The 13,045-nt window shown below is 39.1% G+C and carries 10 protein-coding genes and 1 riboswitch; of the genes, 4 read left to right on the plus strand and 6 right to left on the minus strand.

Annotated elements, in window-relative coordinates; translation table 11 throughout:
• Positions 1-98: 98 nt before the first annotated feature.
• From B0169_RS14490 to B0169_RS14510, 5 genes are all read right to left on the minus strand, one after another.
• Complete coding sequence (locus tag B0169_RS14490; protein WP_077287031.1) at positions 99-965, minus strand: cobalamin-binding protein; 867 nt, start codon at positions 963-965, stop codon at positions 99-101.
• A gap of 30 nt (positions 966-995) precedes the next feature.
• Positions 996-1,601 (minus strand): cob(I)yrinic acid a,c-diamide adenosyltransferase, encoded by a 606-nt coding sequence (cobO, locus tag B0169_RS14495; protein WP_077287034.1) that lies wholly within the window; start codon positions 1,599-1,601, stop codon positions 996-998.
• 5 nt (positions 1,602-1,606) lie between these two features.
• Positions 1,607-2,614, minus strand: a complete 1,008-nt coding sequence (locus B0169_RS14500; RefSeq protein ID WP_077287038.1) for a FecCD family ABC transporter permease — start codon at positions 2,612-2,614, stop codon at positions 1,607-1,609.
• The gene (locus B0169_RS14505; protein WP_077287179.1) at positions 2,611-3,441 is read right to left on the minus strand and encodes an ABC transporter ATP-binding protein; all 831 of its coding nucleotides are present in this window, start codon (positions 3,439-3,441) and stop codon (positions 2,611-2,613) included. The genes B0169_RS14500 and B0169_RS14505 overlap by 4 nt, the downstream gene beginning before the upstream one ends.
• Before the next feature lie 227 nt (positions 3,442-3,668).
• A riboswitch (cobalamin riboswitch) is annotated at positions 3,669-3,808 on the minus strand.
• Positions 3,809-4,018: 210 nt separating this feature from the next.
• On the minus strand, positions 4,019-6,085 hold the full coding sequence (locus B0169_RS14510; RefSeq protein ID WP_077287041.1) for a M13 family metallopeptidase: 2,067 nt from the start codon (positions 6,083-6,085) through the stop codon (positions 4,019-4,021).
• A gap of 382 nt (positions 6,086-6,467) precedes the next feature.
• Here B0169_RS14510 and B0169_RS14515 point away from each other — a divergent pair, with 382 nt between their 5' ends.
• The 3 genes from B0169_RS14515 to lolE all read left to right on the plus strand — a co-directional run bounded on the left by B0169_RS14515 (position 6,468) and on the right by lolE (position 9,789).
• On the plus strand, positions 6,468-7,688 hold the full coding sequence (locus B0169_RS14515) for a lipoprotein-releasing ABC transporter permease subunit (RefSeq protein WP_077287044.1): 1,221 nt from the start codon (positions 6,468-6,470) through the stop codon (positions 7,686-7,688).
• Between the two features lie 61 nt (positions 7,689-7,749).
• A complete protein-coding gene (gene lolD, locus B0169_RS14520; RefSeq protein WP_077287181.1) occupies positions 7,750-8,523 on the plus strand; it encodes a lipoprotein-releasing ABC transporter ATP-binding protein LolD in 774 nt (257 codons plus the stop codon).
• Complete coding sequence (gene lolE, locus B0169_RS14525) at positions 8,524-9,789, plus strand: lipoprotein-releasing ABC transporter permease subunit LolE (RefSeq protein ID WP_077287047.1); 1,266 nt, start codon at positions 8,524-8,526, stop codon at positions 9,787-9,789.
• A gap of 82 nt (positions 9,790-9,871) precedes the next feature.
• Here lolE and B0169_RS14530 read toward each other — a convergent pair whose 3' ends face one another.
• Complete coding sequence (locus B0169_RS14530) at positions 9,872-10,387, minus strand: DUF2062 domain-containing protein (protein ID WP_077287051.1); 516 nt, start codon at positions 10,385-10,387, stop codon at positions 9,872-9,874.
• Positions 10,388-10,403: 16 nt separating this feature from the next.
• On the opposite strand from B0169_RS14530, the gene B0169_RS14535 reads away from it, so the two are divergent.
• Complete coding sequence (locus B0169_RS14535) at positions 10,404-13,019, plus strand: DNA internalization-related competence protein ComEC/Rec2 (protein ID WP_077287054.1); 2,616 nt, start codon at positions 10,404-10,406, stop codon at positions 13,017-13,019.
• Positions 13,020-13,045 lie beyond the last annotated feature (26 nt).

Here is a 13,045-nt window from a genome sequence, read left to right on the forward strand (position 1 = left end):
TGATGTTAAATGTGATTTATTATTTTTAGTGCTAGCAAGTGTTTTTAGCAAAACACTTGCTAGCACTAAAGACGATAAAATGTCATTTATTACCGTGGCTAACCTCGTTGGTAATACTGTCGACTTATATCAGTCTGCTGACATAAGTCGTTTAAAGCATTTAAACTACGTGTCGTCATTCGGTGTACTACATCGGCATCGAGTTTGATAATTTGTTGGTGCTTTACTGCCGGTAAAATCGGCCATTGCTGCCAAGTGTATCCTTCTCTAGCTGCTTGGTTTTCTGATAAGGGTTGGATAATTATCTGGGCATGGGTTTGTAATATTTGCTCAATGTTCACCTGTGGGTACCTAGCATCTGATTGATAAAATGGGTTACTTATACTGCAAATATCTAAAAACTGCTGTGGCCAACTGCCTTTGGCAATAGTGGTTAATGGTCGAGACCACACTTCATAAAAAGCGGTAAGTGGTTTTTTTTGTCCATATTGCTGCTTTATTTTAGCTAAGTCAGATAGAAATTTATTTGCTACTTTTTCAGCTTGTTCACTGTGACCAGATAATTTTCCGAATAAACGTAACTCTTTGGCAACATCATCAAAGGTGTCAGGTTGAGAGTAGACAACATTAAAACCAAGCTGTTTGATACGCGCTAAATCATCACTCGGGTTACCACTTTGCCAGGCAATAATAAGATCGGGCTGCAATTCAATAACGCGCTCAAGTTGAATACGTAAAGAGTTGCCTATTCTAGGTATCTCCCGAGCTGATAATGGATAATTGGCATGTTCGGTTGTCGCAATGATTTGCTCACCAGCACCAATGTCAAAAAGCATTTCAACAATATGAGGCGCCAAAGCAATGATGCGAGGTTTGTTTTGTGTGATCTCGGTGCCACTTTCATTTGCAGTGACCGTAAAAGTAAAGCAAAGAAAAAACACAATAAAATAGTGCATAAGTTTCATTCTAGTTCCAATTTATCAGGGTGTTTTAGGTTACCAGTCAATACCTTTTTGCGCTTTTATACCATTGTCAAAGGCATGCTTAAGGGGTTGTACTTCACTGACGGTATCGGCAAGTTCAATAATACTTCTATGGCATGCTCGGCCTGTAATGATGACATGTTGCATGGCTGGTCGATTAACGATAGCTTCAATGACTTCGTCTAAGTCTAAATATTTGTATGACAGCATATAAGTTAACTCATCAAGCAAAACAACGTCGATACTTTCATCTTTTAGTAAGCGCTTTGCTTGAGCCCAAACCTTAGTTGCTGCTGCGATATCTTTTGATTTATCTTGAGTGTCCCAGGTAAAACCGGTTGCCATCACATGAAACTCAACGCCATTTTTTTCTAATAAATTACGTTCACCGCACTCCCAATCGCCTTTAATAAATTGCAAGGCAGCAGCGGTATAGCCATGACCAACTGCGCGAGTTAACGTGCCAAACCCTGATGTTGACTTACCTTTACCATTGCCGGTAATAACAATAAGTAAGCCTCGCTCTTCTTGTGCTGAATTAATGCGCGCATCAACTTTGTCTTTAATACGTTGCATACGCTCTTGGTGTTTTTGGTTTTTATCTGCATCTGTTGTCATAATTTTTATCCTGTTTTACGCGTGCGATACATGATCGCTAAAAAGAAAATACTGCCGATGGCTGAAGTAATAATACCAATGGGGATTTCTACACTGCTAAGTGCGCTGCGAGCTAGTACGTCTACCCAAACTAAAAAGCACCCCCCAATGAGTGCTGACCCAACAATTAAAGGCATGGTTGTTACACCAACAAGTTGTCGTACTATATGTGGGATCATTAAGCCAACAAAGCCAATACCACCGCAGTAAGCAACAATGGTTGCCGTAACTGCGGCGCACAAGGCTAGCAAAATGATCCGTAACTTATCGACATTAACCCCAAGGCTTGCTGCACTTTCATCGCCCAATAACAGCGCATCGATTTGTCGATGAAAAGCAAAAATGGTCACTAACGTCAGCAACACCATGATGCTGATCAGATAAAAGTGAAACATTTCAACACGAGTTAAGCTACCCATAAGCCAAAAAATAACCCGATTGGTGGCAAAGGGATCACCCAGATAAAGGATAAAGTGGCTAATAGAACCGAGCATAAAAGATACTGCAACGCCTGTGAGCAATAGATGATTCATATTACGCAGTAGAGTTGCGATGCCAAAAACAATAATAACTGAAAATAAAGCGCCTAAAAATGCTGCCAATGGTAACGCAAGCATTTGTTCTTCACTTAATATTAATGTCGCAATGGTTGCGCCTAAGCCGGCACCTGAAATAATGCCAAATAAATAAGGATCGGCAAGCGGGTTGCGGGTTACATTTTGCAAAATTGCGCCGGCGCACGCTAAGCCCATTCCAGCGACGAGCCCGACTAAAACCCTAGGAATGCGTATTTGCCAGATCACCATGTCATGCATGGGAGATGCACATTCATTCACCACACACTGAAATATATCGTTGCTGGTAATTGTCGCTGGACCAAAGGTGATCGACATCACAATGGAGAAAAGCGTTAAGATAATCATGCCCGAAAATATCCAAGCATTCTTTCCTTTAATTACACGAAAAAAATTCATGAAAGCTGACCAATATTGTTAGTGCTTAAATTCGACATATGAGTGATGCTTTCGTCAGGTGCAGGGCTAAAATAGACTCTTGGAATATCACTATGCTGAGCATCGTCTCGATAACAGGGTAAACCAAAAACTTTTGTTAATAATTCGGGGGTTAGTACGTCGTTAACGCTACTGTTGCTAACTAAATTACCTTTATTTAACAGTAGTAGTCTATTGCAATATTGAGCCGCTAAATTTAGGTCATGTATAGTCATGATCACGGTTATATTTAAAGCCTTAATTAATTGCAATATTTGATGTTGGTAGAATATATCTAAATGGTTGGTCGGCTCATCAAGCACTAAAATTTTGGCTTTTTGTACTAAAGCTTTTGCAATTAATACCCGTTGTTGTTCACCGCCAGACAGGGTGTTGAAAAACTTATTTTCGTTGGCGGCTAAACCAACCTTGTCTAACGCTAGCATGATTTCTTTTTTATCAATATCGGTATCACGAGCAAAAAGTGTTTTATAGGGCAATAAGCCCATCCTTACCACGTCATAAACTTTTAAATCAAATATGGGCGGAGATTTTTGAACAACTAAGGCAAAGGTTTGCGCTAACTCATGAGGTTTGTATTGACGAATATTTTTATGTTTAAGTTTAATGCTTCCTTGCCAGTTTTTATATTGATTTAACAAGCATTTAAGTAAAGATGTTTTACCTGCTCCATTAGGGCCAATAATGCCAATAATGTCTCCGCGGCAAACATCAAAAGATAGGTTATTGAGAATTTTTTGCTGCTCGACAGCCCAAGACACTGATTCAACAGCGAGTAACGTTGACATTAAAGTATACTCATTTGAACATTTTTCTGAAGTGAAATGTGTTTTGTGATGTAGCAAGGATATCTTTTCATTATCGCCTAAAGGTTCATTCAAAAAAACAAGTATTGAATAATGCTATTTACGACGGGCAGAAAATTAGATACGAATGTCTTCTCGACAGTGTAACTCACGTGTATTCCCGCACGGTGTTAACATTATTAGTGTTGTACAAAATTAGTTTGGTACAAAATGTTGATACTAGGTGTCCTGACTTATAGCATTTGAAATACGCTATTTACAGTTGCGGGTACAGTCACGGCATTGAACCGTGTTCCCTATAAATTAGCCAAAAAAACAATAAAGTGTGTGGCTAAAGGTATCATTTATAGCAGGAGAGATTTTACGGTTAAGTCTGCAGTTTTACAATGAAAACCTTATTGAACTGACATTGATTAGATAATCGTGATGAACTGATGAATAGCTGTAAAAAAAGGAGCCGAAGCTCCTTTAATACTTTTTACTGTTGCCAGTCACTTTTACTGTGCTGAGCTAAGCTAATCAAAGTTAAGCACTTAGGGATAACTTTGATCTTAGTGCTTTACCAAATTTTAACGCGCTTTTCAGGTGCAATGTACATAGCGTCACCTTCTTTAACATTAAAAGCTTTGTAAAATTCAGGCATGTTAGATAAAGAGCCTAAAGCACGGAACTCACCAGGTGAATGTGGGTCAGTTGCAACACGGTTACGTAATGATTTTTCAACCATTTTTCCACGCCATACTTGAGCAAAGCCCATGAAGAAACGTTGATCACCGGTTAAGCCGTCAATTACTGGTGCTTCTTTACCATTTAATGAGGCTTTATAAGCTTTATAAGCGATAGTCACACCTGATAAATCACCAATGTTTTCACCTAGTGTTAGTGAGCCATTAACGTTTAAGTCATCAAATACCGCGTAGTTGTCGTATTGAGAAACTAAGTTATCAGCACGTACTTTAAAGGCAGCTAAATCGGCTTCAGTCCACCAGTTACGCATGTTGCCGTCACCATCATATTTACTACCTTGGTCATCAAAACCATGACCCATTTCATGGCCAATAACCGCGCCAATACCACCGTAGTTTACAGCGTCATCAGCATTTAAGTTAAAAAATGGTGGTTGTAAAATGGCGGCAGGGAAAACAATCTCATTTTTTGTTGGGTTGTAATAAGCATTAACGGTTTGTGGTGTCATGCCCCATTCTTGTCTGTCGATTGGACCACCAAGTTTAGCGACTTCTTTTTGGTGAGCAACTGTGCCAGAGCGAATTTTATTCCCCACTAAATCATCGCTTTTTATAATAAGTGCAGAGTAATCTTCCCATTTGTCAGGGTAACCAATTTTAGGATCAAAACTAGCTAATTTAACCTGCGCCGCTTTTTTCGTGGTATCTGACATCCATTCTAATTCATTAATACTTGCGCCGTATGCACCGCGTAAGTTCTCAACTAATTGTGTCATACGTACTTTTGCTTCTGGTTTGAAGTGACGGCCTACATAAACTTTACCGATCACTTCACCTAAGTTGCCATTAACCACTGAAACACCACGTTTCCACATTGGACGTTGTTCTTCACGACCGCTTAACTGTTTAGAGTAGAAATCAAAGTTTTCATTATCTAAAGCGGTTGTTAAGTAACTAGAGAAGTTGCTTAGGGTGTGGAATGTTAAATAAGTCTGCCAATCTGCTAGTGATGTTTCAGCGAATGTTTCGCCAAAACCTTTAACAAATGAAGGTTGGTTAATAATAAGATCTTTCTGTGCAGCAACACCTTGTGCTTCAAGATAAGCCGTCCAATTGAAGGTATCTGTTATCGTATTTAATTCACTGACGTTGAATTTGTTATAGCGCTTAGTGCTGTCACGAGATTCAACTTTTGACCAATGATAGCCAGCTAACTTGGTTTCAAGTGCCATGATGGTTTGTGCAGCAGCTTTACCATTTTTCAAACCGGCTAAATTAAACATGTTTTCAATGTGAGCTACGTAGCCTTGACGTAATTTAGCAAAACGTTCAGCTTCATTAAAGTAGTAGTCTTTATCTGGTAAACCTAGGCCACTCTGCCATACATGTGTGGCATACCGTGTTGAGTCTTTTGCATCAACGCTGATGTAAAAAGCTAACGGGCTACCAACACCAATTTTTTGGCTGCTACCAAAAAATGTTGCTAGCTCATCTTTATTTTTAAGCGTGTTAATGTCGTTAAGTATTGGCTTTATAGGGGTAATGCCTGCAGCATTACGTGCCTCAGTATTCATAAATGAGCGGAATAGATCGGCAACTTTTTGCTCATCACTGCCCATTTTTAAGTTTTTAGTGGCTGCTAGCTCTTCGATAATGGCTTTTACGTTGTCATCAGCTTCATCACGCAAGTCGTAAAATGCACCAATTGAAGTTTTGTCGCCAGGGATCTCGTTCGCATTTAACCAGGCTCCATTTACATAACGGTAAAAGTTATCTTGTGGACGAACAGATAAATCCATATTCGCTTTATCAATACCTGATGCTAAAGCGGTTTTTTGCATTATTGGTGCCTCAGTAACTGTTTTTGTACTCAGGTCATGACTACACCCAGCAATGAACAGTAAAGATGTGCAAACTGCACCTGTTATTATATTCTTCATTTTATACTCACGATTTAATTTTTAGTAGACTGTAGCGCTTTGATTTAAAGCACACGATATTAAAGCCAAACATTTAAATTTACTAGGCTAACGTCGATTTTTATAACAAACTATTAACTTTTTCTTGTAGCTATAAATTTACAAAAAACAAAATATAACGTTATTAAGGCGTTAACGTGACGATAATTTGTAACATTTTCCCCACATTGTTTTGTAAAATAGTTAAATTTAACTATTTTACAAGGAGTTAAGTATACATTTAACTTATTAAGTTAAATGTATAAAACTTCATAAAGTCAGGAGCTATATGCATATTAGCTGTGTTATTATTTTAGGCAAAATAACCTTGGTGTTATAACCATTTACAATAAAGAAAGAGTTCATGTTTCAACCTGTTAGTGTTTACATCGGCTTAAGGTACAGTCGCAGCAGCCACGGCAAAGGCTTTGTTTCCTTTATCACCTTCTTTTCAATAATCGGCATTGTCTTAGGTGTTGCTTCCTTAATTACTGTCGTTTCTGTCATGGATGGACTAGAACAGGAACAAAAAAGGCGTGTGCTTGGTTTAGTGCCGCATGTGCTTATGTCACATCAAAAAGCACATATCAGTAATTGGCAAACGTTGCAGCAAGACATCCTCTCGCTTCCTAAGGTTAACAAAGTCACACCTTTTCAAGAAAGTGAAGCCTTGATTCAATCAAAAAAATCCCTGCAAGGGGTTTTAGTGCACGGCATTATGCCTGAATTTGAACAACATAATATTATCAATAGTTCAATGGTTGCTGGGCAATTAGAGCGCTTAGAAAGCGTGCCCTTTAGTATAGTATTAGGCCAAGCATTGGCGCGTAATTTAAAGGTAAAACTGGGTGATGAAGTTCGTTTAACCTTGCCTAATAAGACCTTATTTACCCCAATGGGACGCGTTCCTGTACATCGTACGTTTACCATTGTTGGTGTGTTTAATGTTGGCTCTCAAGTTGATGAAGCAATGGTTTATATCAACATCAAAGATGGAGCAAAGCTACATCGAAAAAAAGGTGATGGTGTTAATCAGTTACGCTTGTATCTTGATGATGCTTTTCATGCTCAAGATGTTATTTCACAGTTGTCTGTAAAATATCCCAAATACCAGTTTGTCAGCTGGCAAGAAAGCCAAGGGGCATTGTTTGCAGCTGTGAGTATGGAAAAAAATATGATGTGGTTGATGCTCAGTTTAATTATTGCCGTTGCAGCTTTTAATATTGTTTCAGCATTAGTGATGGTGGTCATAGATAAGCAAGGTGAAATCAGTATTTTACAAACCTTAGGTTTAGATCGCAGTGGCGTAGTGAAAATTTTTATCACTCAAGGGTTAACCAATGGTATATGGGGCGTTGCTTTAGGTGTTATTTTGGGCATGTTGTTGACGTTAAATTTAAATAACATATTCAGTTTACTTGGCGTTACTTTATTGGGAGCGGGTCAACAACTACCGATTGCTATCGATGCATTAAACATTGTTATCATTATTGTTTCAGCGTTGGCAATGAGCTTTATTGCCACACTATACCCGGCCTATCGTGCAGCACAAACTCAGCCAGCCGAGGTGCTTAGAAATGAATAGTAAGGTCAATAATGAAATGGCAAATAATTTGAACAATAACCAGGTAAAAAAGAGCACAACGATGAACGCCAATGAAAATACTAGTAAGCCTGAAGCTGCACTGAGTTTTGAGTGTCGTCAATTAAGTAAATCATATCAACAAGGACCGATAACAACGCAAGTGTTATCTCATCTTGATTTGGCGGTTAAAGCCGGTGAGTTGGTAGCAATTGTCGGGAGCTCAGGTTGTGGTAAAAGTACTTTTTTACATTTAGCCGGTGCGTTAGATACTCCCAGTACCGGAGAGGTTTTTATTAATGGTGTGAATATTCATCAACTTTCTGAAAAGCAAAGAGCAAAGTTTCGTAATCAGCACATTGGTTTTATATACCAATTTCATCACTTGATGATGGAATTTAGTGCTCAAGAAAATGTTGCAATGCCACTGTTAATACGTGGTGATAGCCCTAAAGATGCGCTTGCTCAAGCGCAAGTTATGCTTGAACAGGTTGGCTTATCACACCGTACTCACCATCGGCCTTCAGAATTATCAGGTGGTGAGCGTCAACGTGTAGCCATTGCGCGTGCCTTAGTCACTAAACCTTCATTGATTTTAGCTGACGAGCCAACAGGAAATCTAGATTTTGATACTGCAGAGCAAATTTACCAATTGCTGCAAACATTAAATCGTACGGTAAATACTAGTTTTGTCATTGTTACTCATGACTTAACTTTAGCCGCAAAAATGGATCGTCAATTACGTTTAGAGCACGGACACCTTAAGCCATTAGCTGATATTAGCCCAAGTAATCTTGAATCAGTTCAGAATGAACAACGCCAAGCTGAGGAAAGTTAAGTGTTAAAACCGTTAAGTGTCTTTATCGGCTTGCGCTATGTACGTAGTCGTCAAAAAAAGGGGTTCTCTTCATTTATCTCAGCATCATCTACTATTGGTATTGCTATTGGTGTAACTGTTCTGATTGTTGTGTTGTCAGCAATGAATGGTTTTGAGCGAGCACTGGCTACACATCTTCTGTCTGTTGTGCCTCATGGTGAAGTTGTCGCGGTCAATGAACCAATTAATCAATGGCGAAAAAATGTTGATAAAATAGCACAAACACCGGGGGTTGTTGCCGCCGCGCCGTTTATCAAAACTCAAGGCATGATGCAGAAGTCAGCGGCTCTAAAAGGCGTTGAGATACGTGGCGTTGATGTCATGCTAGAGCAACAAGTTTCTGCTATCGCAAGTTATATAACGGCAGGTAATTGGCAAGATTTAGCTCGCGACAACGCGATTGTTATCGGTGCCGGTATTGCGCGAAAATTGTCATTGCAAGTGGGCGATAACGTTCAGTTGCTGTTACCGCCTAGCGATGCTGCAACTCGCTCAGGCAATAAAATCACACAATTTCCTGTACCGACTAAGCAGCAAGCGACAATTGTTGGAGTGTTTAAGTTCGGTGGTACTATCGATGACAGCCAAGTTTTTATTAATTTAGCGAAAGCAGGGCAATTGCTAGGGTATCAGGCTGACGAAGTTCAAGGTATTCGATTAAAAGTCAGTGATGTATTTTCGGCTCCGCAAATCGTGCATGACGCTGCCTACAGTTTTGACTTTTATGTTTATATGCTTGATTGGACCCGAAGTCACGGGCATTTGTTTAATGATATTCAGCTGGTGCGTTTAGTCATGTTTATTGTTCTGGTGTTAGTTATTGCCGTGGCAAGTTTTAATATAGTGTCGACCCTAATTATGGCGGTAAATGAAAAAAAATCTGATATTGCGATATTGAAAACTATGGGGGCAAAGCCAAGTACAATCATGGCAAGCTTTATGTTTCAGGGGCTAATGAATGGTATTATTGGCTGTATACTCGGCGCAAGTTTAGGTATTTTAATTTCATTAAATTTAACGGAAATCATCCGTGCTATGGAAGCAATGCTGTCGATGGAGTTTTTATCTGCCGATGTATACTTTATTGACTACTTACCGACACTATTACGCCAACAAGATGTTATTAATACTGTAACTACCGCTTTGTTAATGAGTTTATTGGCCACTATTTATCCGGCATGGCGCGCTACAAAAGTTGAGCCAGCACAAGTGCTAGGACAATCTTAACCCGTATCTGTGATAAAAAAATCAGACGTTAAGTCTGATTTTTTTTTGTAAATACTCTCACCGATCACACCTTTGGCTAAACTTAATCTCTGCGAACTTTGCGTTTTTTCCATTCTTTTGCGACTGAAAAACGCCAGAGCGTGTTTATGGTTAAATAACCTAAAATAGAGAAAATGGTCGCAAGCACGCCACAGCCAAGAATAAATGCTGGACCGATAGTTGAAACACTTTCAACTAACCATTGCCAACTTGCTTCAAAGGCAAATTGTTTGGTGGGAACGCCAACAATCCAGGTACCAACTAAATAACAAAAATAGAAAATAGCCGGCATAGTTAAAGGGTTAGTGATCCATACAAGTGCTACAGAAAGCGGTAAATTTGCATGTACTATAATAGCAAGACCGGCAGCCAAAACCATTTGAAAAGGTACAGGGATAAAAGCAAAGAATAACCCAACCGCAAATGCTTTACTGACCGAGCGACGGTTAAGGTGCCATAAATTTGCGTTATGCAATAGCGTACCGAAAATTTGTAAATGCTTGTTGTTTTTAATCGTTTGATGATCGGGCATCAGGCGTTTAATCATTTTTTTCGGCATAAGTTCTTAACTTTAAATGGCTAATTGGAAATTGATCACTATGGAATGGTGGCTACTTACATTTTTTTTCAGTGCTATTTTGTCATTATTCATACCTATAGTGCCAGAGTTTTCTTTGCTATCGGTAATATTGTTGTTGGCTTTATTTTTTATCTTACGGCAAAAATATCACTTAATCGCTATTGCCATATTCGCTTTTACTTGGGTTTTGATTGCAGCGAGCCAATATCATAATACCCTGAATCAAAATAATATTTTGTTAAAAAAGCTGCATAAGCAAGTTTATTTAATACAAGGTGAAGTGATAAATATTGCTAATATTGACTCAGATAATAGCCGTTTTAATTTTCTTATTACCCATTGGCAAGGCGAAAAGGTTAATAACAGCTTTAAAGTTCGTCTCAGTTGGAAAAAACCAAAGCAACCTATATTACAAGGTCAGATATGGCAGCTTGCTGTGAAATTAAAGCCTGCACATGGTTTAGCAAACATAGGGGGCTTTAATTACCAATTGTGGTTATTGCAACAGCAAATTATCGCAACGGGTTATGTGAAAGGTGATCCTAGCGCTAAAACACTGTCAGTGCCTAAAAAGCGTAATATATTACGACAAAAAAAAGCAACCTGGCGACAAGCATTGTATCTCAAGCTTTCGCTAATGTTAGCAGATAAATCCATGCGTGCTTTAATTTTGGCATTAGGTTTTGGCGAGCGAGGAGAGTTAACTCCTGAACATTGGCAGGTGCTATCAGCGACCGCCACCCAGCATCTTATTGCCATTTCAGGTTTGCATATTGGTATTGTGGCTTTTGGTAGTTTGATTTTCATACGGACTATTTTTCGTCTACTACCACTGAAGTGGCTTTTGTCTAAGAAATGGCAATTTAGGTGCATGGAAAGTAACTTTAGATATTTACCGGTGTTATGCAGTTGTTTTATGGCATGGTATTACGCTTATCTTGCAGGATTTTCTATTCCGACATTGCGCGCTTTGGTGATGTTACTGTTGCTTTGGTCATTTAAATTGTTGTTGGTTAATGTCACGTTATTGCGCTGGTTGTTACTGACCGTTTTAGTTATTTTACTTGTTTGGCCGTTAAGCTTACTCAGTGCTAGTTTTTGGCTGTCTATATCTGCTTTGGTTATTATTTTTTCGACACTGTCTCGTTTTAATATCACGATGAATACCGCAGATAAATCTAAGCCAATGAGTAAACCTCAGTCAGCATTAACGGGGGGATTAAAAGCTGAAAAATTATTAACCAGCCATTGGCTGCAGGTTAAGGCGCGGGCATTACATTGGCTAAAAACGCTATTGCTGGTGCAATTGTCGTTAACGCTTGCCATGTTACCAATAGCGGCATGGCTAAATTATCAGCTGCCATTGGCGGCCTTTTTTGCCAATATCTTGGCTGTGCCTCTGATGAGCGTAACGGTTATCCCATTGACATTGCTTGCGGTGATTTCACTGCCGATAAATACTTGCTTAGCTGGTGTTTTTGCTGACTTAGCGCAATTGAGTATGTCGTTAATTTGGCAGTGGTTAAGTTATCTAGCGAGCAATACGTGGCTAGTTGTTGCCGTTTCTGCCCAGCAAATTCAAGTTTTATTACTGTTTTTTGTTGTTATCGCTTTAGCCTTATTTTTTCGTCTCAGTAAAAGAAAGGTTATTGCGACTTTATGTTTATTTATAATCTCGCTAGCTACCATGCACTTTAAGCGTCCAGCATTAAATGAATGGCAGTTATCTGTGCTTGATGTTGGCCATGGCCTTGCCATTTTGATTGAAAAAAATCAGCATGTTTTTCTTTATGATACTGGCGCAAGCTATCCCAGTGGTTTTAATATGGCTGATGCGGCAGTATTACCTTACTTAAAACATTATGGATATAAAGCTATTGATACTGTCATGATCAGCCACAATGATAATGATCACGCAGGTAGCTTGCAGCAGTTACAAGCCAGCATTGCAGTCAACAATGTAATTGCTAATGAGCAAAAATTAAAGCCGGATACACATTGTATTTCAGGTCAATACTTTACTTGGCAAGGCTTAGTGTTTGAGGTGTTGTCGCCTGCTGAAGTCAAAGGTGATAAAAATGATGACTCTTGTGTTATCACCATTAGTGATGGTACCCATCGCGTATTATTACCCGGCGATATCTCGATAAAGCAAGAAAAGCTTCTGCTAAATATTTCAGGGATGCGTAATAAACTTCGTAGTGACGTACTTATTGCGCCGCATCATGGCTCTAAATCTTCTTCTAGTCGTCGCTTTTTAGCTGCTGTTTCACCTCGTTTCGCTGTTTTTAGTACCGGGTATTTAAATCGGTGGCAAATGCCATCGACAGAAATTTTAAAGCGATATCATGATGTCGATATTACTACTTTTAATACCGCTGAGCTTGGCATGATCAGTTTTAAGTTTAGCCAATCTAGAGCTGATAGCCCTGACATTAGCCAGAGTGATAGTAATGCACAGGCTAGCTATTCAGCGGATAATGCAAGTAGTCATGCAGCAAATGATAGCGAAGATAAAGCAGCGTATTACCATAGAAATCAACATATCAAAGGTCATATTGAGATCAAAAGTTATCGCAAAGATATTCGACCATATTGGTTTGTTAATTAGCTAGCGTGCTGTTTTTTGTTGCAGAT

The sequence above is a fragment of the Cognaticolwellia aestuarii genome (assembly GCF_002000025.1).
GTDB classification, from domain to species: domain Bacteria; phylum Pseudomonadota; class Gammaproteobacteria; order Enterobacterales; family Alteromonadaceae; genus Cognaticolwellia; species Cognaticolwellia aestuarii.